Here is a 26,343-nt window from a genome sequence, read left to right on the forward strand (position 1 = left end):
AACGGTCGGCTACAGACAGACACCAGCAGCACTTCCCCCTATAATGGTCCGCCATTATCAGGGGGAAGCAATGCAGTCCGTCATCCAGTCGTGCCAGCGTATCGTCATCAAGGTCGGCAGCAGCCTCGTTACCAATGAGGGTCGCGGGCTGGACCACGCCGCACTCGCGCGCTGGGCGGAGGAAATGGCCGCGCTGACCCGTATGGGCAAGCAGGTGGTGCTGGTATCCAGCGGGGCGATTGCCGAAGGCGTCAAGCGGCTGGGCTGGGCCAAGCGCCCCAGCATGCTGCACGAAAAACAGGCCGCTGCTGCCGTCGGCCAGATGGGGCTGGTGCAAGGCTATGAGAGCTGCTTCCGTCAGCATGGCCTGCAAACTGCGCAGATCCTGCTCACCCACGAAGACCTGGCCGACCGTACCCGCTATCTGAACGCCCGCTCCACCCTGCTCACCTTGCTGCAGCACCGCGTGCTGCCCATCATCAATGAAAACGACACGGTGGTGACCAGCGAAATCAAGTTCGGCGACAACGATACGCTGGGTGCGCTGGTGACCAACCTGATCGACGCCGATGCGCTCATCATCCTCACCGACCAGCGCGGCCTGTATACCGCCGACCCGCGCAACAATCCGGCAGCCGAATTCGTGCACGAGGCGGTGGCGGGGTCTGCCGAGCTGGAGCAGATGGCTGGTGGTGCCGGTTCTTCGGTCGGTACCGGTGGCATGTACACCAAGGTGATTGCCGCCAAGCGCGCGGCGCTCAGTGGCGCGCATACCGTAATTGCCAGCGGGCGCGAGCCTCAGGTACTGACCCGGCTGGCCGCGGGCGAGGCGATCGGCAGCCAGTTGACCGCAGGCACCTCGCGGCTGGCCGCCCGCAAGCAATGGCTGGCTGATCATTTGCAGGTCAAAGGCAGCGTGACGCTGGACGAAGGCGCGGTCAAGGCGCTGCGTGGTGGCGCCAGCCTGCTGCCGGTCGGCGTGGTGGCGGTCAATGGCGATTTCCTGCGCGGCGAGGTGGTGCGCTGCCTGTCGCCGGAAGGAGTGGAAGTGGCACGCGGCCTGGTCAACTACTCCAGTCTGGAAACGCAGAAGGTACTGCGCCAGCCTACCGCCAAGCTGGAACCCATTCTCGGCTATATCGACGAGCCGGAATTGATCCATCGCGACAACCTGGTGCTGTTGCAAGCCTGATGCCTTCTGCATCATACGCAAACGGCCCACCCCTTGGTGGGCCGTTTGCTTGTACTGCTCCCCTCCGCCTCAGGCCGCTAGTTGCATCCGCCGCGCCAGCGCAGAGCCTTTCTGGCTGACAAACGCCCGCAACCCGCGCAGATAGTCTGCGGCCACCGCCTGCCGCACCGACGGGCGATCCGCCAGCGCCTGCCGCCAGGCTTGCAGCTTGGGCAAATCCGCAAACAGCTGCAGGTCTGCCACTTCGGTCAAAGCCTCAAAGTAGCGGAAGGCCGGGGCAAATGCAGCATCAACCAGCGAGAATGCACTCCCCGCAAAGAATGGTCCCGCCCCCAGTTCCGACTCCAGCCGCTCAAACCGCGCCCGTAGCGCACGGCCTGCGCGCTGCAGACCGGCTTCATCGACAGCCGCATACAGGCTGCCGATATCGTTCAGGGTGGCCGAGGCAAATTCGATCCAGCCCCGGTGCTGGGCGCGCTGCAGCGCGTCCGTGGGGTGCAATGCAGGCAGGGCCGTATCCTCCAAATACTCGCAGATGACGGCCGACTCGAAGATCGGCTGCCCTTCTACCAGCAGCAGCGGAGTCTTGCCGGTGGGTGACAGCGCCAAAAACCAGTCCGGCTTGTGGGCGAGGTCAATGTCCACCCGTTCGAACGGCACCCCCTTCTCCTGCAGGGCAATGGCGGCGCGCTGCACATAGGGGCACAGCCGATGGCTGATGAGGGTCAGCTTCATGCGGCACCTCCCACGGTCGCACGGCTACGCAACGTCAGGGCGCCATCACCGACCAGCCATTGCACCAGCGAGGCCACGCTGAGGAACACCGGATACTCCCAGCCGCCACCAGGGCTGGTGTGGACCCAGCCATTGCCCAGATGCACCCAGGCTGCTGCCAGCATCACCGGTAGCAGCAGCAAGGACACCTGACGAGCATAGATGCCCAGCAGCAAGGCTATCCCCCCGAGCAATTCCACCGTAAAGACCGGGTACGCCATCCAGCCGGGGAAGCCGACACTGGCAAAAAACTGCGCAGTGCCCGGCAGGGTGAACACCAGCAGCTTCAGCAGCGCGTGTGAAATCCACATGATGCCGAGGCTCCAGCGCAGCAAAGTGGCGCCCCATTGTTGTTGCGTATGAGCAGACATATTTCATCACTCCTTGTTGTGAACAGTGGGTGTAGACTATATTTGCACTCATGCAATGAAAATAAGCACCATCACAAACCATGCATGCAAAAACGCAATACAAGCTCAGCGCGGATGACCTGATCCTGCTGCTGGCCCTGGTCCGCACCGGCAAGCTGGCACAAGCGGGGGAGCGATTGGGCGTGGATGCCTCGACGGTGTTTCGCAGCATTCAGCGTATTGAGCGCGGGCTGGGCTGCAATCTGTTTGTCCGCTCTCGCCAAGGCTACGCCGCCACCGAACTGGCGCTGCAATTGGCCGAGCAAGCCGAGCAGATCGAGATGGCGATTGAAACCGCGCGCTCCAGCGCCCAGCAAGCGCCCGAGCAACTCAATGGCAGCGTGCGGCTGACCACCACCGACACCCTCCTGCACGGGCTGGTGGCCCCTGCCCTGCTCAGCCTGCGTCAGCAACACCCGCTGCTGGCATTTGAACTCCATACCGGCAATGAGCTGGCCAGCCTGACCCGCCGCGATGCCGATCTGGCCGTGCGCGCCACGCGCCAGCCGCCCTCGCATCTGGTAGGGCGCAGGCTGGGGCCGATTCGGGTCGCCCTCTACGCCCCTGCCGGGACCCGCATCAGCATGGCAGAAGCCTGCCAGGGGCAGCTGCCGTGGATTACCCCGGATGACGCGCTGCCGGAACATCCTTCGGTGCGCTGGCGCCGCAAGCATTACCCGCGCCTGCAACCCACCTACCGGGTCAACAGCATCCAGAGCGTGCAAGAGCTGGTGTTGCGCGGGCTGGGGGTGGGCATCCTGCCTTGTTTTCTGGCGGACCCGCAGCCGGGCCTGCAACGGCTGAGCGACGAGCTGCCGGAATGCCAGACCGACCTGTGGCTGCTGACCCATGCCGAATCCCGCCACCAGCGTCGGGTGGCGGTGTGCTATGCCTGGCTGGCCGAGCAGGTCAAACTGCCCTGATCTTGCGCGCTTTGCCGGTAAATTGTTGACAACACAAATTCAAATTGTTGACAATATATAGGTTCGCTGGCCGCGCCAGCCGCCTTCCATTGGAGCAATCCATGTCCGATCTTCAGACAGCCGCCCTGCGCGCGCTGCAATTGATGGATTTGACCAGCCTGAACGACGACGACACCCCGGCCCGGATCGTGTCGCTCTGCCAGCAGGCTGACAGTCCGGCGGGCCAGGTGGCCGCCGTCTGTGTCTACCCGCGCTTTGTCCCCATCGCCCGCAAAACCTTGCTGGCCCAAGGCACGCCCCATGTTCGCATTGCCACCGTCACCAACTTCCCGCTGGGCGAAGAGGATGTCGCGATCGCCGTGGCAGAAACCCGCGCGGCCGTCGCCTATGGTGCCGACGAAGTGGACGTGGTATTCCCGTGGCGTGCACTGCAGGCCGGTCATGCCACCGTCGGCGAACAGCTGGTGCGCGCCTGCAAGGACGCGTGTGGCGATATCTTGCTGAAAGTCATCATCGAGAGCGGTGAGCTGCGCGACCCGGCGCTGATTCGCCAGGCCAGCCAGATCAGCATCGCCGCCGGTGCGGATTTCATCAAGACCTCGACCGGCAAGGTGCCGGTCAATGCCACACTGGAAGCGGCTGAAGTGATGCTGCAAGTGATTGCAGAAACCGGCGGGCGGTGTGGCTTCAAGGCAGCGGGAGGCGTAAAGTCAGCAGAAGATGCTGCGCGCTATCTGTCGCTGGCCGACCAGCTGCTGGGGGCCGACTGGGTGACCCCGGCCCATTTCCGCTTTGGCGCATCCAGCCTGCTTAACAACCTGCTGGCGACCCTCGGTCACGGCACGGCATCGACCACGCAAGGGTATTGATCCATGTTCCTGCCTCAAGAAATCATCCGCAAAAAACGCGATCGCCAGCCACTGACTGACGAGGAAATCCGCTTCTTCGTCAAAGGCATCGCCAATGGCAGCATCAGCGAAGGCCAGATTGCCGCTTTTGGCATGGCGGTCTACTTCAACGACATGCCGATCAACGAACGCGTGGCGTTGACGCTGGCGATGCGCGATTCCGGCATGGTGATGCGCTGGGATGACATGGGCTTTGATGGCCCCATTGTTGACAAGCACTCCACCGGTGGCGTCGGCGATGTGGTGTCGCTGATGCTGGGCCCCATGGTCGCCGCTTGCGGCGGCATGGTGCCGATGATTGCCGGGCGGGGCCTGGGCCACACCGGCGGCACGCTGGACAAGCTGGACGCCATCCCCGGCTACAACACCACGCCGGACCATGAGACCTTCCGCCGTGTGGTCAAAGCCCACCGCGTGGCCATTATCGGCCAGACCGGTGACCTGGCCCCGGCGGACAAGCGCTTCTACGCCACGCGGGACATTACCGCCACCGTGGAATCCATCCCGCTGATCACCGCCTCCATTCTGTCGAAGAAGCTGGCTGCCGGCCTGCAGGCGCTGGTGATGGACGTGAAAACCGGCAGCGGTGCCTTCATGCCCACCTATGAATCGGCAGAGGCCCTGGCACGCAGCATCGTCGGTGTCGGTAACGGTGCCGGCATGGCCACCACCGCCCTGCTGACCGACATGAACCAGCCACTGGCCACCTGCGCCGGTAACGCCATTGAAAGCCGCGAGGCAGTACGCTACCTGCGGGGCGACATCCGACCGGCCCGCCTGCATGAAATCACGCTGGCGCTGTGTGCGGAAATGTTGCTGGCCGGTAAACTGGCCGACAACGAAGCCGAAGCCCGCGCCAAACTGCAGGACGCGCTCGACTCTGGCCGCGCAGCGGCCTGCTTTGGTCAGATGGTCGCGGCGCTGGGCGGTCCGGCTGACTTTGTAGAGCATTTCGACCGTCACCTGCCGACGGCCGCCGTGATCAAGCCGGTCTATGCTGAACGTAGCGGCTTTGTCAGCGCGATGGATACCCGTGAGCTGGGTCTGACGGTGGTGGCGCTAGGCGGCGGTCGCCGCACCGCCAGCGATCAGCTGGATTACAGTGTGGGCCTGTCCGACTTCGTCGAGCTGGGTCAATCGGTCAGCAGCGATACCCCACTGGCGATGGTACATGCCCGCAATGACGCCGAATATGAAGCTGCAGCGGCCACGGTACGGGCAGCCATTACGCTGGCTGATGCCAAGCCGGCGGCACACCCCGAGGTGTACCGCAAGATTCGCCTGCAAGACCTCGCATGAACTGACGCGGATGTCTGTCCGGCATCCGCAGGAGAAGCCGCATGAAACGCGCCATCATTCTGGTACTGGATTCGCTGGGCATCGGTGCAACGGCCGATGCCGTTCGCTTTGGTGATGTCGGCAGCAATACCCTCGGGCATATTGCGCAGACTGCCGCCCAGGCAGGCCATGCCTTGACGCTACCTCACCTTTCCCGGCTGGGGCTGGCCCATGCCTGCGAGGCTTCGTCCGGCTATTTTCCGGAGGGCATGGACCGCGCCGCGCCAATCTCGGCCTGGGGCTACGCCCGCGAACTCTCCAGCGGCAAGGATACGCCCTCCGGCCACTGGGAGATCGCCGGGGTGCCCGTGCTGTTTGACTGGGGCTATTTCAGCGACAAGACCAACAGTTTCCCGCAGGAACTGCTGGACAAGCTGGTCGCCCGCGCAGGGTTGCCTGGCTATCTGGGCAACTGCCACGCTTCCGGCACCGACATCCTCACCCGCCTCGGCGTGGAACACATGCAAAGTGGCAAGCCGATCTTCTACACCTCGGCGGATTCGGTGTTCCAGATTGCCTGCCATGAGGAAAGCTTCGGGCTGGAACGGCTATACGAACTGTGCCGCATCGCCCGCGAAGAACTCGGCCCCTACAATATTGGCCGGGTGATTGCCCGCCCCTTTGTGGGACACGGCCCGGACGACTTTGCCCGTACCGGCAACCGCAAGGATCTGGCCGTGGAACCGCCCGCGCCCACCGTGCTGCAAAAATTGCAGGAAGCCGGGGGGGAGGTGGTCTCGGTCGGCAAGATTGCCGACATCTATGCCCACGTCGGCATCACCCGCAAGGTCAAGGCCACCGGCATTCCCGAGCTATGGGATGCGACACTGGCGGAGCTGGACCGTGCGGGCGACCGCACCCTGGTGTTCACCAACTTTGTGGATTTCGACTCCAGCTATGGTCATCGCCGCGATACCCTGGGCTATGCCCGTGCGCTGGAACAATTCGACCAGCGCCTGCCGGAGCTGCTGGCCCGGATGGGCGAGGACGATATCCTGATCCTGACCGCCGACCACGGCTGCGACCCGACCTGGCCAGGTTCTGACCACACCCGCGAGCATATCCCGGTGCTGTGCTATGGCAAGCAGGTCGCTGCGGGTCCGCTGGGCGAGCGCAGCACCTTTGCCGACATTGGCCAAAGCATCGCCCACCATTTTGGCCTGAGTCCGATGGACTATGGCAGCAACTTCCTGAACTGAACACGGAGCCTTTCCATGCCTACACCTCATATTGGCGCCCAGCCGGGCGATTTTGCTGAAACCGTGATCATGCCGGGCGACCCGCTGCGCGCGCAGCTGATTGCCGAAACCTGGCTGAGCGATGCGCGCCAGGTTACTTCTGTGCGCAATATGTTCGGCTACACCGGCCACTACAAGGGCAAGCGCCTGTCGATCATGGCACACGGCATGGGCATTCCATCGGCCAGCATTTACGCCACCGAGCTGATCCGTGAGTACGGGGTGAAGAACATCATCCGCGTCGGCTCCTGCGGCGCGCTGTCGACCGACGTGAAGCTGCGTGACGTGATCATTGCCATGGGTGCCAGCACCGACAGCAAGGTCAACCGCATGCGCTTCATGGACCACGATTTTGCCGCCATTGCCGACTTTGACCTGCTGCAGACCGCCGTCAACGTCGCCAAAACCCAGGGCAAGGCCGTGCGGGTGGGCAATGTGTTCTCTGCCGACCTGTTCTACACCCCGCAGCCGCAGATGTTCGACGTGATGGAGAAGATGAAGGTGCTGGCGGTTGAAATGGAAGTGGCCGGTCTGTATGGCCTGGCTGCCGAGTTCGGCGCCCGTGCGCTGGGCATCCTCACCGTCTCCGACCACATCCGCACCGGCGAGGCCACCACCGCCGAAGAGCGGCAAAAAACCTTTGCCGACATGATCGAGATCGCCCTCGATACCGCCATCCAGCTGTAAGACAGGGCGGTCACGCTACAGCAAAGCGCCACCTTAGAAGGTGGCGCTTTTCACTAAAGGCCAGTAGGCGCCCTTGCTGCTGCAGTGCTAGCATCCCGCGCTTGTCTATCCTGCCCGGATTGCGCCTTGGCCACCCTGATCCCCAACCTGAACAGCTGCCTTCCACGCATGACCTCCGGCGAAAAGCGTTTCGCACGCCGCCTTGAGGCCTTGCTGGAAGACGACTATCTCTGCTGGTATGACGTGACGGTGGGCGTCAAGCGACGCAGGCCGGATTTTCTGATTCTGAACCCCCACCGTGGCCTGCTGGCGCTGGAGGTCAAGGACTGGAAGCTGGAAAGCATCCAGTCCATTGACCCTACCCTGGTCCAGGCTGAATTCAATGGTCGCTTGGTACGGGATGTGAACCCGCTGCTCAAGGCACGCGACTTCATGAATGTCACGGTCGACCTGCTAAAGCGGGACCCTCTCCTGCTGCAGTCACCAGACAGTCGGCACGCAGGCAAGCTGTGCATGCCTTATGGCTATGGCCTGGTGCTCAGCAAGATCAATCGCAAGGCCTTTATGGAATCCGGCCTGCAGGATGTCCTGGCCCCCCATTTGGTCATTTGTCAGGACGAAATGACCGAGGGCATGGAAGCGGAAGCCTTCCAGCTGCAGCTATGGGGCATGTTCCCCCAACCCTTTTCCTGTCGTCTGACCCTACCGCAGATCGACCGTATTCGCTGGCACCTGTTTCCGGATGTACGTATCGTTCATCAGCACACCTTGTTTGATGCTGATGATACGACAGTCCCTCAGGCACCGGACCTGATCCGCATTATGGACCTGCAACAGGAGCAACTGGCACGCAGTCTGGGCGAAGGCCACCGCGTGATCCATGGTGTGGCCGGATCAGGCAAGACCATGATTTTGGGTTACCGTGCCGAATATCTGGCGAAAGCGGCCAGCAAGCCCATCCTGATTCTTTGCTTCAATCGTGCGCTGGCGCAGCGACTGACGGGCTGGATGATCAGTAAAGGACTGGAGCAGCGTGTCACCGTACGTACCCTGCACAGTTGGTGCAGTGACATGATCACCACCTACCAGTTACCCCGCCCGCCGCAGGATGAGGGCCGCTTTGCCGCCATGGTGCAGACCGTGATTGACGGCGTGAACCAGCAGCAGGTACCGGCAGGACAGTACAGTGCGGTACTGATTGATGAGGGTCACGACTTTGAACCCGAGTGGTTCCGCTTGATCGTGCAGATGGTCGACCCGGATACCAACGCCTTGCTGGTGATGTACGACAGTGCGCAGGATATTTACCAGAAAACCCGCAAACGGCGCTTCAGCTTTGCCAGCGTCGGCATCCAGGCACAGGGCAGAACCACCATCTTGCGCCTGAATTACCGAAATACTGCCGAGGTACTCGGGGTTGCGCATGCCTTCGCACAAGAGCTGCTGACCGCCGAAGAGGCGGAAGAAGACGGGGTGCCGCTGGTGGCACCGCAAAGTGCGGGGCGACACGGTCCAGCGCCTGAGTTTATTCAGCTCCCGTCTTTCCGTGAAGAGATCCTGCTGGTGGCCGACAAACTGCGTGCTGCCAATGAGGCGGGTACAGCCTTGCAAGACATGGCGGTACTGGTTTACCGCAAACAGCAAGTCAGCATGGTCACCGACTGGCTGCAGCAATCGGGTATTCCGGCACAGGTCCTCTCCAGCAAAGCGGCTGAGCAGGGCAAGGAAGCCGTCAACGTTCTGACCATGCACGCGAGTAAAGGGCTGGAATTCTCGACAGTAGCCCTGTCCGGCCTGGGGGACTTGCCTTATGCCAGTCACGATGCCAACGAGCAAGCCCGTGTCTTGTACGTCGGCATGACGCGTGCCATGCAGCAGTTGATCCTGACCGCCAGCCAGGACTCCGACTTTACCCGCAAATTACAGCAAGCTTGCGCCCCTGCCCAGCAGGCCGCCTGAACCCCTCAGTGCAGCATACTATCCAGCAAGATGCCGCCGAACAGGGCAGCGCCAAACCAGTTGTTGTGGCGGAAGGCGGCGAAGCAGCCTTCGCGGCTGCGGTGGCGGATGAGGTGGTAGTGATACAGGGCGATCGCGGCGGCAGCGGCCACGCCAGCGTAGTAGGGCCAGCCGCGCAGCAGCTGCAGGCCTAGCAGGGTGATCAGCAGCAGGCTGAGGCCGTAGCAGAGCATCACCGCCAGCACGTCAAAGCGGCCAAAGGTGAGCGCTGAGGTGCGGATGCCGATGCGGATGTCGTCATCGCGGTCGACCATCGCGTACTCGGTATCGTAGGCCACTGTCCACAGCACATTGGCGAGCAGCAGCCACCACGCCTCCAGCGGAATCCGCCCTTGCAGGGCGGCGTAGGCCATCGGGATGCCAAAGCCAAAGGCAATGCCCAGATACGCTTGCGGGATGGCGAAGAAACGCTTGAAGAAGGGGTAGCTGGCGGCAATGAAGGCCGCAGGCAAGGTCAGCCACAGCGCCAGTGCGGGCAGCGGCAAGGCCACCAGCAAGGCCAGCAGCGCCAGCCCGGCTGCGGTCAGCAGGGCATCACGCGGTTTCAGCTCACCCGACACCAACGGCCGTTGCAGCGTGCGTTTGACGTGACCGTCAAAATCACGGTCAGCCCAGTCGTTGATGGCGCAGCCTGCTGCCCGCATCAGGATGGTGCCGAGCACAAAGATCAGCACCACCGTCGGTTGCGGCTGGCCCTGCCCGGCCAGCCATAACGCCCACAGGGTAGGCCACAGCAGCAGCAAGGTGCCACTCGGGTTGTCAAAGCGGGTCAGCCGGGCATAGGCCCACAGCGTACGCCGCCAGTCAGTATTCGACATGCAATCGCTCCCACAAGGTGGGCAAAAAGACTTCGGTGACCATCAAGGGCGCGCCCCGCAGCAGGAACACGGAGCGCCGCGCCCACAGGGTTCCGCAACGTTGCCCGACAGCACGCTCGGCTTGTCGGTGCAATGGGTGTCGGGCGCTGATCTGCCGGTAGCACAGCGCCTGTCGGCTGACGCGCGGATCGGTAAACAACACCTCCGCCAGCGGGCGATTACCCAGGTGCAGGACGGGTTGCCAGCTGCCGCGAATGGCGGCCAGCGGGGCAATGCTGTGGCCGACCACCACGGGCTGACCATCCAGCGTCAGCGTGACATCACGCACCAGGGTGCGCAAACGGCGCAGCAGCCCGACAGCGTGAAATTCATCGGCATGCGGCATGCCTACCGTAGACACCACATGGCGCACCGCGAAACGGCTGGACAGGCTGCGCAAGCGCCAGGTCAGCGAGCCGGGCGCAGACAGCCATTGTTGCTGCACCCGGTCGATGCGTGGCAAGGTTTGTGACCAGCCGTCACCATCCGGTGCGTGAAGACAGGGGTTATGCATACGGCGCCATTATGCCAGATGGCGCCGCAGCGACACAGCGAACGACGATTGCGGGTCAACTGCCGGTGTAGACCACCACCGGGAACACTTTACCCTCGGTATGGGCAAAGCGCTGAATTTGCTGGATTTGCGCCGCATTGAGCACATGATCATGCGACAGCAGCAAGACGCCGTCTGGCGTACGCAGGTCCTCGGCCAGCTTCATGCCGGGTTTTAGGTTGGCAAGATCTACCCGCTGCGTGCCGCCCACCAGCAAGGCATCCGGTTCCGCCAGCACCGCTTCAAAGGCTTGCAGTACCGCAGGATCGTAGCGGCTTTTACTGTACTTACGCAGGAATTGCAGCGCGTCTTCGCTCTTGAGCACATGGCCGATCAGGCTGCCGCTCAGCAGGGCCTCAAAATCCACCACCAGCATCAGAATACGGCCACCAAGGGGGATCTGCTCTCCGGCCAGACCATCGGGGAAGCCTTTGCCATCGTAGCGCTCGTGCTGATGGCGAATCAGCTTGCCGGCCGCCGCCATCTGCTCGATGGGCATCAGCGCCATCTGGCCTTTCTCGGGGTGCCGCGCATAGAGGTTGCGCTCATCTGGCGTCAGCTGGTCAAACGGCTTGGCGAGAATCTCATCCGGCAGGCCAATCTTGCCGATATCGTGCAGCAAGCCCGCCACCATCAGCTCCTGCGCCAATTGGTCAGATTGGCCCAGCTTGCGGGCGACCCGCCGGGCCAGCTCACCCACGCGGTTGCCGCTGCCAATATTGCCGCCTCGCAGCTCCAGCAGGTTGCTGAAAACCTTGAGCATGGTGAAGATGTTCTTCTTCAGCCGATCCTGCGCATTTTCCAGGAACAGCACGGTCTGGCGCAGTTCTTCGGTGCGGGCTTGCACCGTGACCTCCAGGTTGCTGTTGAGCTGCTTCAACTCGTCATTCTGTGCCTGGGTCAGTGCTTCCAGACGTGCCTTGTCACGCTCCAGTTGCCGCTTTTCCAGCGCGCCAGCCACGGTCAGCACAATATCGTTGTCATCCCACGGCTTGGCAACGTAGCGGTAGATGCCACCATCGTTAATGGCCTGGATGGTGGCACCCAGTTCGGCGTAGCCGGTCAGCAGAATGCGAGGGATCTCCGGCCAGCGTTGTCGCACCTGGGCCAAAAATTCAGCCCCATTCATGCCCGGCATGCGCATGTCAGACACCACCAGATCCACCGGTTCAGCCTGCAGGATCTCCAGCGCCATGGCCGCACTCTCTGCAGTCAGCACTTGATAGCCATGCGGGCGAAACAATCGTCGCAAGGAAGACAGAATGTTGACTTCATCATCGACAAACAGCAGTACTGGCGCATTCGTGCTGCCTGCCATGTCGGACACATCTGGAGTCATGGTCAGGGGTTCCATTTCTTCGCCCTAACTAGGAAAGAAAAGCTGCTTGTTGTGCAAAAACGGCCTGCTTGTTGACCAGCTCCTGCCACTGGGCTTCATCCAGCCGCAAAAAAGCCAACATGGAAGCCGGCAGGATCGTCTCTACGCTGAAAGGCTTACCGGCGAGCATCGCATGGGTCAATCTGTCGGCACAGTATACAATTGCACTGATGGGCCCGGCACTCCAAGCATCCTCCGAATGATGATTGGCAATACTGTAGCTAATGCAATCGGGCAGATGCCAGTGAATGCTCATCGCCTCGCCCAGCTCGGCATGATCAAAACCCAGGATCTCGCGCTCATGGGCCAAGAGCTCCGCCTCCTCCACCTCCCAATGTAGCGCCGCCTTCAGAAGGTCTGGATTTTTTTCATACATGAACAACAAGCCAATATCACAAAACAAACCTGCCACATAACAGACTTCTTTGGGAAAATCCAGCATTGTTGCCAGATAGTCTGCGTTCAAAGCTGTTTGCAGACAGTGTTTCCAGAATGCCTTGAGGTCCGTGCTTTCTGAAAATGCCCCCACCATTCCCAGGCTGATGGCCATCTTGCGAATGGTTTGCATACCCAGCACCGTCATGGCTTCCTGTACCGTTCCTACCCGGCCGGACACACCAAAAAAGGATGAATTGGCCAAGCGGAGCACCTTGACCAGCAGCGCCTGATCCTTGCTGATGCACATGCCCACATCCTGCATGCTCACGTCGGCATTGTCCAGCATGCGGATAAGTTCTATGGCCACAAACCGTGAGCCTTTGATGCTTATTCCCGTCTCAAGATACGCGGATAACTTGGGATTCATTTCATATCGTCCATGGCCTGCAAGATAATGACCCGGCCCTTGCCCTGGCTGTCACGCCCTATCTCAAATACACTCGCCAGCATCTTTTTGTCGGGGCTCACATTGACCTGGACTGGCTTCCCATTTTCAGACAAAGGTGACCGCAACAAACGCGACATCTCATGAGGCAAAACCGCCAATGCCTCTGCCCCTACACTGTCCACTCCCAACTGCAAATTGATGAATGCTTGGTTAACCATCGCAATGGTCAGATCTTCAGCAACACCGACCAGCGGGAATGGCATCACTTCCAGAATCTCTTTTGCCACATCCAGCGCGGCATTACTCAGCCTGGATTCCTGCCTGCTTGTCATGACCATTTCGGTCATGCGCTGATTGACCGCCATCAGCTCGCTGTTCAACCGGCCATTCTCCTGAATGACCCCGTACATTCTGAAAGCGTCAACCACCGTCGCCTTCACCATTTCATCGTCCCAAGGCTTGGACAGAAATTTATAGATTGCCCCTTCATTGACGGCATCGGTAATGGATTTAAGGTCTGAGTAACCTGACAGGACAATCCGAATACTATCCGGATAGCGCTTCTTTGCCTCTGAAAGAAACTGCACGCCCGTCATGTTGGGCATACGTTGATCGGAGATGATCACGCCTGGCTGGTACTGCTCCAGCAACGCCAATCCCTCGGCCCCACCATTTGCCCGAAGAATGGTATACCCTTCAGTTCGTAGCAGGCGATACAATGCAGCAAGTACATTCTCTTCATCATCAACCAGCAGCAGAACTTTCTCCATTGCATACATACCTCAAAGTAAATGGCACTATCACGCTTCTATATGCTCGACCCCGCTTTCTCCATCATTCAAGCGATCTTGCCCCATCAGAGCCCGCATTTCATCCGCCAGCCTGCGGTTTTCGCGGCGAATAGTCATATCCGACATCACCTCTAGTAGGTGCATCAACAGGTCCGTACGTTCCCAAGGTTTACTGACAAAGCGGGCAATGCCTACCTCGTTGATGGCCCGCAGCACCGCCGTCATGTCCGCCTGACCGGAGAGGATGATGCTGGCAGCATCCGGGCGGATCTGCTTCAGGCTGCGCAGCATTTCCACCCCATTCATCTCCGGCATGCGATAGTCGCTCACCACCAGATCCACCGGGTTCTCAAACGCATGGGCCAGCGCCTGTGCGGGCTCGGTAAACGTATGCAACCTGATCTGGAAGGCGCTGTCTGCCGCCTTGACCAGAAACAACAGCTCCCGCTTGAGTGCATTGAGCACATTGGCTTCATCATCAACCAGCATGACTTCAAACATGACCGTCTCCTATGCCTCAGCGGCAACCAGCACTTCGCCCCGGCGAACCGGCAAATGGATGGTGAAGCAGGTACCCACGCCCACCTCACTGCTGACTGTAATATAGCCGCCCAGCTTCTTCATGATGCCAAACACCAGTGATAAACCCAGCCCGGTGCCCTGCCCGACCGGCTTGGTGGTAAAGAAAGGTTCAAAGATGCGCTTCAGGTTTTCCGGGCTGATCCCCTTGCCGGAATCCTGAATGGAGATCCAGACCCGGTCTTCCGCAGCACCACTACGCAAGGTGATGGTGCCAAAGCTTTCAATGGCTTGGGCCGCATTGACCAGAATGTTCAGGAAAACCTGATTCAGTTGCGACGGAATGGTCTCGACGGACGGTATTTCTCCGTACTCCTTGATCACATCTGCCTTGTATTTGATTTCATTGCGTACCACATTGAGGGTAGAATCGAGTCCTTTGTGCAGATCGACCAGCAGCCATTCGCCTTCATCCACATGCGAGAAGTCCTTCAGGTCCTGCACGATGCGTTTGACCCGGTCGATGCCATCGCGTGACTCTGTCAGCAAGGCGGTGGTGTCTTCCAGCAGGAAGTCATAATCAATCTGCTTCTTGTAGCGCGCCACCTCGCCCCGGGTGGCCTCGCTCAGCTCACCTTCTGCATTCAGGTAGATCTGGTTCAGCCCGGTCAGGTCGTTCAGGTATTTACCCAGTGAATTGAGGTTGGAGGCCACAAAGCCGGTCGGGTTGTTGATTTCATGCGCCACCCCGGCGGCCAGCTGCCCGATGGCAGCCATCTTCTCCGATTGCAGCAACTGGTTCTGAGCCTGCTCCAGCTGATAGATCAACTGCTTTTGTGCTTCCCTTTCCTGCCACAGCTGCTGTTCATTGACTTTGCGCTCCGTAATATCCCGCAGCATCATCTGCAGCATAAACCCGTCATCCAGATGGGTATTGTTGATGACGACTTCAGCATGAAACGTCTCTTGATCAAATCTGCTGAATTCAAATTCAAACCTGCAGCTACCCCGACTTTCCGCCTCACGCACCTTGCGCAAAAAAGCAGGCCAGCTAAACTGCCCGTTTTCCTGCCGATGCGGAAAAAAAGCCTTGAAATCGTGGTTTAGGACATCCTCACTCGACCGCGCGCGGAACATGCCTACGGCAGCCCGGTTCACCTCGCTGATCCCTTGGTCATTGAGGAGAAACACCGCATCCATATTGGACAGAAACAGGATTTCAAACCGCTCGGCCATCTGCCATATTTCCAGCTGGGATGCTGAACGTTGTGCCTCTGCCTCTTCTTTGGCCTTTTCCAGCCGTACCTGGTGCCGGGACATGATCCGGAACAGAAACAAGGCAATAGCCGTAACCATCCAGATAATCAGCTGAATGATGATATGGTCATTCCACAGCCTCGCCACAGGCACAGACCAGTAGCTCTCCGGAATGGCTGCTTCCATGACCCAGCCCGATTTCACCACCGTTGCACGGAGGTAGCGGTACCCGGCAGGTCTCAGCAAAGCACCATGCTCCATGGCAGCGATTTTCCTGACCTGTCCAGGCTTGATTTCCATCATGTCACTGACACCCCAGCCTTGCGAGTTGGCCACTTGCAAAATACCGGCGTGGTTGGGGTGATAAAGCAGTAATCCTCTGCTGCTGAAGAGCATGACCCACTGCTGATTGCGTGAAAACTTGCTCAGCAGTTCCTGCCGAATGCTGCTCAGCAGCACATCTATCGTAACAGCCCCCTCCGGCTTCCCCTGCTCGTTGCTGAAACTTCGTGCTACCGTTACATACGGTTCTGAAACATCAAAATAAGGTTCGGAGATCAGAACTTGGCCTTTGTTCTTGAGGGTGGACTGATACCACTCCTTGGTCCGGAAATCCTCCTGGTTGTGCAGCCAGTCTACCTGGATTCCATATTTATACGCTTCAATGTCATCATGACCGACAAACCGGTTAAACGGCTTGCCATCACTGGCAAACACCCCCGGCTCAAACCAGATCCCGACCCCGAATATCTGGGTATTGTCCAGACCCTGCAAAGCTTGCAGCATGCGCTGCTGCAATGACTCCGGATCATTCCGCTCACCTCCCAATGTATAGGTCAACAGTTTGACCTGACGTGCATATCGGTCCAGTTCAAGGTCCATCTCATTGGCATGCACAGCAAGCACTTCCTGCTCCCTGGCAGTAATGTCACGCTCAAGGGTCTGCACCGAACCGTGGTAGTACCACCATGCCAGCCCACTGAGGGCGACACCAGAAAGTACAATTCCAAACAGCGTGAAACAGGCTTTCTTGTTAATCACTCACCCTCCCAGTCATTCCATCGAGTAAAGTGTCAACATCCATGCAATCGGTAGTTTCAGTGTAGACCATCCTTACCAAATTACTTGACTCACCGCCCACAGGATCAAGAGCTAATTGTATGTACTACAGCGTTATTTAGATGATGCGATTTGCGTTAGCCTCGTCACATGGGTGATGCATTCAGATTCTCATCGTAGAAGATGATCCTGCATTGAGGCTGCTGTACGAACGACAAGTCCAGAGCTGGAACATGCCGGTTGAACTGCGAATGGTCAGCAACGGCCTGGAAGGACTGCTGGAGATGGGTCGTCAACCGCCTGACTTGCTGTTGACTGACCTGATCATGCCGGAGCTGGATGGCTTTGCCATGCTCAATGCCCTGCGCACCAGTCCGCGTGTCAAACCCATGGCCATTGTGGCGGTCAGCGGGCTGGAGGACGAGGTGATTGCCAGCCGTGGTGGTCTGCCTGCCGGAGTGACCCGCATGCACAAGCCGGTGCCGTTTCATGAGCTGCATGGCTATGTGCAGGCTCTACATGCTTTGTTCGTCCGGGAACAAGCGGCCTCACACCCACTCGTCCGATAGCGGGCGCAACTTCTGATGCGCAGACGGGTCCATCCAGGGTCTTCCTTGCCGGACTCTGGCATGCTGCGATATTCCCTGCTGGCTGGCGTACTGTTGGTCTTGTCTGCCTGTCGAACGGACGCCTTGCTACACGCAGATGCGCGCTTGCGATCGCAGCTGCGTCAGGATGGGGTGTACCGTGCGCTGCAGCCCAAGGGTGACTGGATGCAGTGTGTGCTGATCGAAGAAAATGTCCGCACTTCAGCGTATGTTGATCTGGAAACGCGGGAGATTCATCAGGCACCGTGTCCGGGTGACCCCGGCAGTATTCCCCTGCTGGACGCTTTCCGGGTGGGGGCTGAGGGCAACATCCTGTGGTACGACCCGCTGGCAGAGCACTACCGGCCCTATGCCGAATTTCTGGTCAAGCAGCGCACAGCAGCAGAACCTGTCACTTCAGGTGCGGAGCGCGCCCTGCCATGAGCGGGCTTAATGAGCACGACCATCCATGATGGCGGCCCCGCCCAGCAAGGCCCGCAGGCTCTCGAAGCTGCCATGGAACAGCAGGACATGGTTTGGCAGGCTGAACCAGGAGCTGCCTCGGTTGAGTTCCGCCGTCACATAGCTGGTGGGGTTACCGCGTTGATCCAGCACCACATGGGTGGTGAGCAGGGGCAGGCCGCCGCCGTGCAGGGCAGGCTGGTAGCGGGTCAGCAGGTTGGCGTTACGGGTGAAGGTTTCAATCATGGTGGCGCGCCCATTTTAATTGGGTTGCCAGTCAGCTATCAAGGTGAATCTGCTGACAGCAGGCTGTCAGCACGCCCCGGCATACTGGGCCTCCCTTAACCACGATGAGCCCACGCCCATGAATCCAGTTCAACCCTTGCCCCCTCTGCCCTTTGCTGGCGTGGAATGGTCCCGTTTTCGCCTGCGTCACGGCGTGACGGAAGCACAACTGATGTCCGCTGCGCAAAGGGTGGTAGATGGCTTGCTCCGGCATCAACCCGGCTTTCAGGGCCATGCGGTGCTGCGCGATAGTGAGGGCGGCTATATTGACTTGTTGCTGGCCGACAGCGAGGCCCGCGCCCAGGCACTCTGCGGGATGTGGGTGTCCCATCCCGCCTGCGCAGACTATCTGGCCCTGCTGGAGCCGGATTCGGTCCAGCTCGGCTTCCACAGTAGCCTGTGCTCGGCCAGCGCCCTACCACTGCGCGCTGAGTTGATCCTCGGCGGAGCCGGGGAAGTGCTGGCGTAGCAGGGTCAGCGCCAGCTGGGTATGGGCGGTATCGCCCTGCTCACGGCTGGCGCGGGCCACCAGCAGCAACAGGGCCGGGAGGGCACGATGCTGGCGGTCGCGCGCCAGCAAGGCCCGGCACAGGCGCACCCCTTCCGGCAGGAAACCCGCCTGCAGCAGCCGTTTGCCCAGATTGGCCATCAGGCTGGCAGACAGGCGCGGCACAGGCCGTGCGTGCGTCAGGTAGTGATTGAGTACCTCGCGCGCTTGCTCAACCGGCAGCGCATTCCAGGCCAGCAGGCGGCCAGTGGCCAGATGATAGTCCTCGCTATCACCTTGCCAGCGGCTGGCCTGATAGTAGGCTTGCAGCAGCTCGGCCTGCTGCGGGTGCTGTTGCACCAGGGGGCGCAGCAGGGTGCGTGCGCGGTCAAAGGCCAGATCGGCCAGCAGCAGGTGTACCTTGTGCAGTTGCGCGGCCAGCTGCTCGGCCTCGGAAGGCCCGGCATCCAGCACCACCGGTTGCTCATCCTTGCGCCGACTCAAACGATACAGCCCTGCCAGCACGGCCCCAGCCGCAAAGCCGCCCAAGTGAGCGGTGTTATTGATCATGCCGTCCTTGTCGGCCCACATCTGGTAAGCCTCGTTGACCATCCAGACAGGCAGTACCAGCAGGGCGGGGGCCATGAAGAAGTCCAGATACACCACCACCCAGTACAGGAAGCGGATGCGCTGCAGGCCAAACAGCACCACGAACATGGCCATCACGCCCGAGATCGCGCCCGAGGCCCCCACCCCGACCACCAGCCGCTCGCTGTGCAGGGCCAGATCCAGGGCATTGGCGCCCAGCCCGGCCAGCAGGTAACACAGCAGGAACAGCCCCGCGCCCAGCGCTTCTTCGACCAGATAGCCGACGATGAACAGCACCACCATATTGCCAAACAGGTGATCCGCACTACCGTGCAGGAACATATGGCTGAACCAGGTCACCGGGCGGGGTTGCGCCGGAACAAAGCCGTAATGATCAGTCACGCTCTTGGCCAGCAAGGTCTCGAACTGTTTGCGCGCGGACTGCCAGCCTTCAGGGGCCAAGCCACTGGGCGAAAACAGTTGACCCGACTTCAGCGCGCGCTGAAAACCGGGGTCGTATTGCAGCTGCTGGGCCATGGCCGCCACCTCGCTCGGTGCCTCCGGCTCGCGTACATCGGCTTTGCCATGCTGGTTCTGATAGTGGACATACAGCGGCAATTCAATGTCGGGCAAAGACGATTGCAGGTAGTAGGTCCAGGCCGCATCTGTCCGTTGCTCATCCTTGCCCTGCAGCACAAAGAAAATGAAGGTACAGCTGATGATCAGCAGCAACGTCATCCAGGGTGGGCGGCGGCGCCAGTCGGGCGCTCGGGGTACGGGCAGTATCAGCATCAGTGAGCAGAACCGGCAAAGAAAAAGGCCGCTGCCCCTGCAGCGGCCTGATCCGGATTATGCAGGCAGTCTACGTCCGCGCCAAGCCGCGATAGCCTCAATTCTCTACAATGGCTCGGCCATTCACCGCCTGTACCGGGCGGGCGTTGTAGGGATAGAGCTGCGTATAGGCTTCATACTGTTTTGGCGAGATATTGCCCACATTTTTCAGCACAAACCACTTCACCCCCTCTGAGCACGGCGGCGTGGTCAGTGAGCCATCGTAATGGAAGTAATTACGGCTGGCAGGCAGCAAGCGGTTGGCGTCAAAGCCCGCGCTGGGCACCGCCTTCTCTTCACTGGCCTTGCCCGGCATATTGTCGAACACCGGCTTGAGCACCGGATTATCCTTGCCCCGGTTGAGTAGCACGCCAATCACCAGCAGCTTGCCATCCTCACTCTTGTGCACCAAGTGCGCCACCATGTCATTGGCGCGACCATTGATCTGCTCTTCACTCGGGGTATGGAAGTGGAATTGCAGCAGCTTGTAGCGCTTGCCCTCCAGCACCACGCCGCCCCCTTCCGCGACATTGGCCTGAATGGTGTGGCCATTGTTCACCACGGTGAGCGCACTGCTCTTGTATTCATAGCTCAGCGCCGGTACGCCGCTCCCGAATTTCCCCACCAGATTGATCGGTGACTGGGTGCGGCCTTCGGCACACACCTTCCACTCTGGTTTGAGCTTGGCCCAGAACTCCGGCCCGTTTTCGCCGTTATAGCTCCAGTGCACTTCGTGGCTGTCGCCCGCGGGCTTGGCCTCACCCGGCTTCTGCTCACCATGCTGACTCATGCCGAGGCAAGCCCGCAGCTCTTCCAGCCGCTTGTCCGGGTTACCGCTGATGGCACACTTCTTCTCACCCGAGCGGATCTGCTTCACCCCCTCGGCCAGCTTCTGCTTGTCCCCCTCCAGCGAGGCTTTCTTTTCCTTCAGGGCATTGATTTCACTTTTCAGCTTGGCCGCCTCATCCGACAGGGTCAGCATTTCGGTTTGCTGGTCCATCTCGTGCTGCAACTTGGCGATATCTTGCTTGAGCTGATCCGCTTCGGCCTTCAGGGCTGCTTCATCGCCCGGTTTGCCGCCTTCGCCGGGCTTGTGTGCCTCGGTGGCATGTTCAGGCTCGGCGCTCCCATGCTCAGCCTTGGGTTTTTCATGCCCACCCTCTTTCGTGCCGTGCTCACCCGCATCGGCGTGTTCTTCGCCACCCCCTTCAGCATCGCCCTCTTCCGCCTGCTGCTCGGTGTCATGCGCCTTGCTCTGGCCCTTCTTGCTCTTGCCATGACTGAGCACCACCGCCAGTACCACACTGAGGACGATCAGCAGCACACCACCGCCGATCAGGCCGATCATTAACCACTTTTTCTTCTTGTTGTCTGCCGCGGGGGCGGCGGCTTCTGCTGCAGGTTCAGACATGAGCATTCATCCTTGAGGGGCGCAACACCGCGCAATGCGTCTTAACTATAGCGCAGGAATGACGGCTTGCAGATGACGACATGGTCAGGTGGGATTGGTGCCACCCGTGGTATGTTGCAAGCGCGCCGACATGTAATCCACCAGCGCCAGCACCGCTTCACTGGCGCGGCTGCGGTCATAATGCAGATGTACACGGATGTCCGGCAGCTTGGGCATGCGCTCCAGCGAGCCCAGCACATGCACCCCCTCCGGCACCGCGCTGCGTGCCAGCACTGTGACGCCCAGCCCGGCCAGCACCCCGGCCTTGATGCCGCCAAAACTCGGGCTGGTATAGGCGATGCGCCATGGACGGCCAATCTGCTCCAGCGTTTCCAGGATGCGCTGACGGTAAACACAGCCCATCGGTGCCACGATCAAGGGCAGCGGGCTCTTGCTGTAGACAGCATGCTGCGGGCTGCCGATCCACACCAGTGCCTCGGTCCAGCCTTCGTTGGTGGTTTTGACGTTGGAGTTGGCGTGCAGGCCAAATACCAGGTCGTATTCCCCTTTCTCCAGCTTGGCCAGCAGGTGGGTCGACAGTTCGCAGCCCACTTCCAGCATCACTTCCGGGTAACTTTGCGCAAAGCGTCCTAAAATATCCGGGAGGAAGGAGTCAGCAAACTCGTTGGGTACCCCCAGCCGTACCGCCCCGGAGAGGCTGGTCTTGTTGATGCGGGCCAGCAGTTCGTCGTTCAGGTTGAGCATGGGGCGCGCATAGCTGAGCAATACATGCCCCTCCTCGGAGAGCTGGAAGCTGCGGCCGGAGCGCTGAAACAACGGTACACCGACCAGCTCTTCCAGCCGCTTGACCTGCAGGCTGATGGCCGGTTGCGAGCGACCCAACAGGTCTCCGGCGCTGGAGAATCCCCCTTCGTCGACAACAGTCACAAAGGTGCGCAGCAAGTCAGTAGGCAGGTTTTTCATGCATTCCCGGCTTTGGATTAACAGGACTAATCAAACCATTATAACTATTGATTTGACTTATGCGTTGCCAAACCCTATTTTTGCGGGGTTTTCTACCCCCAGTCCATGGACGATAAAGAGGCCCGACATGAGCACCAAATTTTCCGAAGATCACGAGTGGCTGCGCAGTGAAGCAGACGGCAGCGTCACCATTGGCATCACCCACTACGCACAGGATTCGCTGGGCGACCTGGTGTTTGTGGAGCTGCCTGCGGTGGGTAGCACCGTCAGCAAGGGTGACGCCTCCTGCGTGATCGAATCGGTCAAGGCTGCGGCCGACGTGAAAATGCCGGTGTCCGGCACCGTGCTGGCCGTCAATGAAGCGCTGGTGGACAACCCGGCGCTGGTGAATGAAGACCCGGAAGGCGCGGGCTGGTTTGTCCGCCTGCAGCCGAGCGATCTGTCCGAAGCCGATGGCCTGATGGACGAAGCTGCTTACAAGGCCCATATCGGCGCCTGATGTTGTGTGACTGCGCTGGACTGGCCACTGTGCTGGCCAGCCGGGCAGCCATTGCCTGACCAGACCCACCCCTACCGTTGCAGGAGCCGCACCATGACCACCCCCCGCCGTTCGCTGGCTGAACTGGAACAGCACAACGACTTCCAGCGCCGCCATATCGGCCCTTCCCGTGCAGACCAGGCCAAGATGCTGGCTGAGCTGGGTTACAGCTCGCTGGACAGCCTGATGGATGCCATCGTTCCGGCCAGCATTCGCCGCACCGAACCGATGCCGCTGCCGGGCGCCAAAACCGAGCCGGAAGCGCTGGCGGAACTGCGCGGGCTGGCTGAGCAGAATCAGGTGTTCAAGTCCTACATTGGCATGGGTTACTACGGCAGCCATACGCCGGGGGTGATTCTGCGCAACATCCTGGAAAACCCGGCCTGGTATACCGCCTATACGCCGTATCAGCCGGAAATCTCGCAAGGTCGTCTGGAAGCCATCCTCAACTTCCAGACCATGATCAGCGACCTGACCGGCATGGACATTGCCAACGCCTCCATGCTGGACGAAGGTACCGCTGCTGCCGAAGCCATGACGCTGGCGCTGCGGGTGGGCAAGTCCAAGTCCAATGTCTTCTATGTGGCCGACGACGTGTTGCCGCAAACGCTGGACGTGATCCAGACCCGCGCGGCACCGCTGGGCATTGAAGTGCGTATCTGCAGCGGCGACGAAGCGCTGGAGAACGACTCCTTCGCCGTATTGCTGCAATATCCCGGGGTCAACGGTGACGTACGTGACTACGCCAACTGGGTACAACGCTACAAGGCTCGTGGTGGCATGGTCATCGTCGCAGCCGACCTGCTGGCCCTGACACTGCTGGCTGCCCCCGGCCAATGGGGTGCCGACGTGGCAGTGGGCAACAGCCAGCGCTTCGGCGTGCCGATGGGCTTTGGCGGCCCGCACGCCGGTTACATGGCGACCCGTGATGAATTCAAGCGCCAGATGCCGGGCCGTCTGGTCGGCGTGTCGGTGGACAGCCACGGCAAGCCCGCCTACCGTCTGGCACTGCAAACCCGCGAGCAGCATATCCGCCGCGAGAAGGCCACCTCCAATATCTGTACCGCACAGGTGCTGCTGGCGGTGATTGCCAGCATGTATGCGGTCTACCATGGTCCCAAGGGCCTGAAGACCATCGCCCAGCGCACCCACCGTCTGGCAGGCACCTTTGCCGCCGGGCTGAAGAGCCTGGGCCTGAGGCTGAGCAACGCCACTTTCTTTGATACCGTCACGGTACAGACCGGCAACCGCACCGCCAGCATTCACGCCGCAGCAGCCGCTGCCCGCATCAACCTGCGGGTGGTGGACGACGCCCACATTGGCGTGTCCTTCGACGAAACCACCACGCGCGCTGACGTGCAAACCCTGTGGGGCCTGTTCGCCACGGCGGGCAGCAGCCTGCCGGACTTCGACCGTGTGGAAGCCGATGTGACGGATGCCTTCCCGGCCAGCCTGCTGCGCCAGGGTAGCTACCTCGACCATCCGGTATTCCATCAGTACCACTCTGAAACCGAGATGCTGCGCTACCTGCGCTATCTGGCGGACAAGGACATTGCGCTGGACCGCGCCATGATCCCGCTCGGCTCGTGCACCATGAAGCTGAATGCCACCAGCGAAATGATCCCGGTGACCTGGCCGGAATTTGGCCAGATCCACCCGTTTGCCCCGGCCAGCCAGACCCAAGGCTACCGCAGCATGATCAAACAGCTGGAAGACATGCTGTGTGCCGCCACCGGCTATGCCGCCGTGTCGCTGCAGCCCAACGCGGGTTCACAAGGCGAGTACGCGGGTCTGCAGATCATCCAGGCTTACCATCGCAGCCGTGGCGAAGGCCACCGCAACATCTGCCTGATCCCGAGCTCGGCCCACGGTACCAACCCGGCGTCCGCCCAGATGGTGGACATGCAGGTGGTGGTGGTGAAGTGTGATGAGAACGGCAACGTGGATGTGGCTGACCTGCGCGCCAAGGCCGAGCAACACAGCGTCAACCTGGCCGCCATCATGATCACCTACCCGTCCACCCACGGTGTGTTCGAGCAAGGTGTGCGTGAAATCTGCGACATCATCCATCAGCATGGTGGTCAGGTGTATGTGGACGGTGCCAACATGAACGCACTGGTCGGCCTGGCTGCACCGGGGCACTTCGGCGGCGACGTGTCGCACCTGAACCTGCACAAGACCTTCTGCATTCCGCATGGTGGCGGCGGCCCGGGCGTCGGCCCCGTGGCGGTAGGTGCCCATCTGGCGCGTTTCCTGCCGGGTCACCGTGTGCTGGAAAACGGCGAGCAGCAGATTGGCGCCGTGTCCGCCGCACCATTCGGCTCGGCCAGCATCCTGCCGATTTCCTGGACCTATATCGCCCTGATGGGCGGCGAAGGCCTGAAGTACGCCACCGAGAGCGCCATCCTGTCAGCCAACTACCTGGCCCGCAAGCTGTCGCCGCATTTCCCGGTGCTGTACAGCGGCCCGGGCGGGCTGGTCGCGCACGAGTGCATCATCGACCTGCGCCCGCTGAAGGACAGCAGCGGCATTTCGGTAGACGATGTGGCCAAGCGCCTGATGGACTTCGGCTTCCATGCCCCGACCATGAGCTTCCCGGTTGCCGGCACGCTGATGATTGAGCCGACCGAGTCCGAATCGCTGGAAGAGCTGGATCGTTTCATCGAAGCGATGGTCACCATCCGCGAAGAAATCCGCGCGGTGGAAGAAGGCCGCCTGTCGCTGCAGGACAACCCGCTGGTGCACGCGCCGCATACCGCACAAACGGTACTGGCCAATGAGTGGAACCATGCTTACCCGCGTGAGCAAGCCGCCTATCCGGTGGCAGGCCTGCGTCAGCGCAAGTACTGGCCGCCCGTAGGTCGGGTGGACAATGTCTACGGTGACCGCAACCTGTTCTGCAGCTGCATCCCGATGGACGCATACCAGTAAGTTTCACCGGTTTCACCCCCAAAAAGGCGCCTGCGGGCGCTTTTTTGCTTTGCAGCATTACAGGCAGGCATCACCTGACCTCCTGCTTCCTCCCGTGGCTTTGTCACGGCTGCACTACGACCTGAGTGCGCCCTTTAACCGGTTTCATTCATTCTTCACACCCTTGTAAAATGCTGTAAATAAACATGTTATGGATATGGCATTTTGATTAATTTGCGAATTATTAGTTGACTAATTTAAGAGACATGATATGATTTGTGCATTGCATCATAACCAAGGAGTAAAACCATGTTCTCGAACCTGTTCCATCTGCTGTTCAGCACCAATGAAGACCGTGAGCGCGAGCAACACGAAGCTTGGCTGGCTGAAGCGCAAGACCTGTTTGACCTGGAAAACCGCATGCGCGAACTGGACCGTCGTCCGGCTGGCAACCGCATTTTCCACTGATCCATCCCTGATGGATGGTTTCGCAATCTGCGCGAAACCTGTGGCCCTGCAGCACTGACCCCAAGGGATAGACCCATCGGTCCA

Annotated in this window: 26 protein-coding genes; 13 read left to right on the forward strand and 13 right to left on the reverse strand. The window is 60.4% G+C overall.

The window, feature by feature from the left end:
- The first annotated feature begins 70 nt into the window (after positions 1-70).
- Positions 71-1,192: a glutamate 5-kinase gene (gene proB, locus ACE3O2_RS10085; RefSeq protein WP_374337124.1), complete on the forward strand. Its 1,122-nt coding sequence runs from the start codon at positions 71-73 to the stop codon at positions 1,190-1,192.
- Between the two features lie 69 nt (positions 1,193-1,261).
- Here proB and ACE3O2_RS10090 read toward each other — a convergent pair whose 3' ends face one another.
- Both ACE3O2_RS10090 and ACE3O2_RS10095 read right to left on the reverse strand, forming a co-directional pair.
- Positions 1,262-1,927 carry a glutathione S-transferase family protein gene (locus ACE3O2_RS10090; RefSeq protein ID WP_374337126.1) on the reverse strand — a complete coding sequence of 222 codons (666 nt, stop codon included), beginning with the start codon at positions 1,925-1,927 and terminating at the stop codon, positions 1,262-1,264.
- Complete coding sequence (locus tag ACE3O2_RS10095) at positions 1,924-2,337, reverse strand: DoxX family protein (protein WP_374337128.1); 414 nt, start codon at positions 2,335-2,337, stop codon at positions 1,924-1,926. The genes ACE3O2_RS10090 and ACE3O2_RS10095 overlap by 4 nt, the downstream gene beginning before the upstream one ends.
- 80 nt (positions 2,338-2,417) lie before the next feature.
- On the opposite strand from ACE3O2_RS10095, the gene ACE3O2_RS10100 reads away from it, so the two are divergent.
- From ACE3O2_RS10100 to ACE3O2_RS10125, 6 genes are all read left to right on the forward strand, one after another.
- Positions 2,418-3,299, forward strand: a complete 882-nt coding sequence (locus tag ACE3O2_RS10100; RefSeq protein ID WP_374337130.1) for a LysR family transcriptional regulator — start codon at positions 2,418-2,420, stop codon at positions 3,297-3,299.
- Positions 3,300-3,400: 101 nt separating this feature from the next.
- Positions 3,401-4,168, forward strand: coding sequence for a deoxyribose-phosphate aldolase (gene deoC / locus ACE3O2_RS10105; protein WP_374337132.1), 768 nt, complete (start codon positions 3,401-3,403; stop codon positions 4,166-4,168).
- Between the two features lie 3 nt (positions 4,169-4,171).
- Positions 4,172-5,506, forward strand: a complete 1,335-nt coding sequence (gene deoA, locus ACE3O2_RS10110; RefSeq protein WP_374337134.1) for a thymidine phosphorylase — start codon at positions 4,172-4,174, stop codon at positions 5,504-5,506.
- Between the two features lie 41 nt (positions 5,507-5,547).
- Positions 5,548-6,744 carry a phosphopentomutase gene (locus ACE3O2_RS10115; RefSeq protein WP_168877930.1) on the forward strand — a complete coding sequence of 399 codons (1,197 nt, stop codon included), beginning with the start codon at positions 5,548-5,550 and terminating at the stop codon, positions 6,742-6,744.
- A gap of 15 nt (positions 6,745-6,759) precedes the next feature.
- Positions 6,760-7,470, forward strand: a complete 711-nt coding sequence (gene deoD / locus ACE3O2_RS10120) for a purine-nucleoside phosphorylase (protein WP_374337137.1) — start codon at positions 6,760-6,762, stop codon at positions 7,468-7,470.
- Between the two features lie 126 nt (positions 7,471-7,596).
- Positions 7,597-9,429: a DEAD/DEAH box helicase gene (locus ACE3O2_RS10125; protein WP_374337139.1), complete on the forward strand. Its 1,833-nt coding sequence runs from the start codon at positions 7,597-7,599 to the stop codon at positions 9,427-9,429.
- 5 nt (positions 9,430-9,434) lie between these two features.
- Here ACE3O2_RS10125 and ubiA read toward each other — a convergent pair whose 3' ends face one another.
- From ubiA to ACE3O2_RS10160, 7 genes are read right to left on the reverse strand one after another with little or no spacing between them, the layout of a single operon-like run.
- Positions 9,435-10,307, reverse strand: coding sequence for a 4-hydroxybenzoate octaprenyltransferase (ubiA, locus tag ACE3O2_RS10130; protein ID WP_374337141.1), 873 nt, complete (start codon positions 10,305-10,307; stop codon positions 9,435-9,437).
- Entirely contained in the window at positions 10,294-10,860 is a 567-nt protein-coding gene (locus ACE3O2_RS10135) for a chorismate lyase (RefSeq protein WP_374337143.1), read from the reverse strand. The genes ubiA and ACE3O2_RS10135 overlap by 14 nt, the downstream gene beginning before the upstream one ends.
- A gap of 55 nt (positions 10,861-10,915) precedes the next feature.
- Positions 10,916-12,253 carry an HD domain-containing phosphohydrolase gene (locus ACE3O2_RS10140; RefSeq protein WP_374337145.1) on the reverse strand — a complete coding sequence of 446 codons (1,338 nt, stop codon included), beginning with the start codon at positions 12,251-12,253 and terminating at the stop codon, positions 10,916-10,918.
- A gap of 13 nt (positions 12,254-12,266) precedes the next feature.
- Positions 12,267-13,082 (reverse strand): HDOD domain-containing protein, encoded by an 816-nt coding sequence (locus ACE3O2_RS10145; RefSeq protein ID WP_374337147.1) that lies wholly within the window; start codon positions 13,080-13,082, stop codon positions 12,267-12,269.
- Positions 13,079-13,873 carry a response regulator gene (locus ACE3O2_RS10150; RefSeq protein WP_374337149.1) on the reverse strand — a complete coding sequence of 265 codons (795 nt, stop codon included), beginning with the start codon at positions 13,871-13,873 and terminating at the stop codon, positions 13,079-13,081. Before ACE3O2_RS10150 ends, ACE3O2_RS10145 begins: the two co-directional genes overlap by 4 nt.
- Positions 13,874-13,903: 30 nt before the next feature.
- A complete protein-coding gene (locus tag ACE3O2_RS10155) occupies positions 13,904-14,395 on the reverse strand; it encodes a response regulator (protein ID WP_374337152.1) in 492 nt (163 codons plus the stop codon).
- A 9-nt stretch (positions 14,396-14,404) separates the two neighbouring features.
- Positions 14,405-16,711, reverse strand: a complete 2,307-nt coding sequence (locus ACE3O2_RS10160) for an ATP-binding protein (RefSeq protein ID WP_374337154.1) — start codon at positions 16,709-16,711, stop codon at positions 14,405-14,407.
- 191 nt (positions 16,712-16,902) lie between these two features.
- Here ACE3O2_RS10160 and ACE3O2_RS10165 point away from each other — a divergent pair, with 191 nt between their 5' ends.
- Together ACE3O2_RS10165 and ACE3O2_RS10170 are read left to right on the forward strand one after the other, a co-directional pair.
- Entirely contained in the window at positions 16,903-17,298 is a 396-nt protein-coding gene (locus ACE3O2_RS10165; RefSeq protein WP_374337425.1) for a response regulator, read from the forward strand.
- A gap of 60 nt (positions 17,299-17,358) precedes the next feature.
- Positions 17,359-17,760, forward strand: coding sequence for a hypothetical protein (locus ACE3O2_RS10170; protein ID WP_374337156.1), 402 nt, complete (start codon positions 17,359-17,361; stop codon positions 17,758-17,760).
- Between the two features lie 6 nt (positions 17,761-17,766).
- Here the strand turns inward: ACE3O2_RS10170 and ACE3O2_RS10175 are convergent, their stop codons facing one another.
- Positions 17,767-18,024 (reverse strand): hypothetical protein, encoded by a 258-nt coding sequence (locus ACE3O2_RS10175; protein WP_374337158.1) that lies wholly within the window; start codon positions 18,022-18,024, stop codon positions 17,767-17,769.
- Positions 18,025-18,142: 118 nt separating this feature from the next.
- On the opposite strand from ACE3O2_RS10175, the gene ACE3O2_RS10180 reads away from it, so the two are divergent.
- The gene (locus ACE3O2_RS10180; protein ID WP_374337160.1) at positions 18,143-18,532 is read left to right on the forward strand and encodes a hypothetical protein; all 390 of its coding nucleotides are present in this window, start codon (positions 18,143-18,145) and stop codon (positions 18,530-18,532) included.
- Here the strand turns inward: ACE3O2_RS10180 and ACE3O2_RS10185 are convergent.
- The 3 genes from ACE3O2_RS10185 to ACE3O2_RS10195 all read right to left on the reverse strand — a co-directional run bounded on the left by ACE3O2_RS10185 (position 18,479) and on the right by ACE3O2_RS10195 (position 22,343).
- Positions 18,479-19,876: a rhomboid family intramembrane serine protease gene (locus tag ACE3O2_RS10185; RefSeq protein ID WP_374337162.1), complete on the reverse strand. Its 1,398-nt coding sequence runs from the start codon at positions 19,874-19,876 to the stop codon at positions 18,479-18,481. The two genes, ACE3O2_RS10180 and ACE3O2_RS10185, sit on opposite strands and share 54 nt — an antisense overlap.
- Positions 19,877-20,027: 151 nt before the next feature.
- Positions 20,028-21,380, reverse strand: a complete 1,353-nt coding sequence (locus ACE3O2_RS10190) for a carbonic anhydrase family protein (RefSeq protein WP_374337164.1) — start codon at positions 21,378-21,380, stop codon at positions 20,028-20,030.
- 84 nt (positions 21,381-21,464) lie between these two features.
- Complete coding sequence (locus ACE3O2_RS10195; protein WP_168877945.1) at positions 21,465-22,343, reverse strand: LysR substrate-binding domain-containing protein; 879 nt, start codon at positions 22,341-22,343, stop codon at positions 21,465-21,467.
- Positions 22,344-22,470: 127 nt separating this feature from the next.
- Between ACE3O2_RS10195 and gcvH the strand changes: the two genes are divergently transcribed.
- The 3 genes from gcvH (at position 22,471) to ACE3O2_RS10210 (ending at position 26,259) form a co-directional block, all read left to right on the forward strand.
- Positions 22,471-22,842 carry a glycine cleavage system protein GcvH gene (gene gcvH, locus ACE3O2_RS10200; protein WP_168877946.1) on the forward strand — a complete coding sequence of 124 codons (372 nt, stop codon included), beginning with the start codon at positions 22,471-22,473 and terminating at the stop codon, positions 22,840-22,842.
- Between the two features lie 93 nt (positions 22,843-22,935).
- Positions 22,936-25,812, forward strand: a complete 2,877-nt coding sequence (gene gcvP, locus ACE3O2_RS10205) for an aminomethyl-transferring glycine dehydrogenase (RefSeq protein ID WP_374337167.1) — start codon at positions 22,936-22,938, stop codon at positions 25,810-25,812.
- 288 nt (positions 25,813-26,100) lie between these two features.
- On the forward strand, positions 26,101-26,259 hold the full coding sequence (locus tag ACE3O2_RS10210; protein WP_168877948.1) for a DUF3563 family protein: 159 nt from the start codon (positions 26,101-26,103) through the stop codon (positions 26,257-26,259).
- The last annotated feature ends 84 nt before the right edge of the window (positions 26,260-26,343 follow it).

Origin of the sequence: Leeia sp. (genome assembly GCF_041909055.1) — a bacterium.
GTDB lineage: Bacteria > Pseudomonadota > Gammaproteobacteria > Burkholderiales > Leeiaceae > Leeia > Leeia aquatica.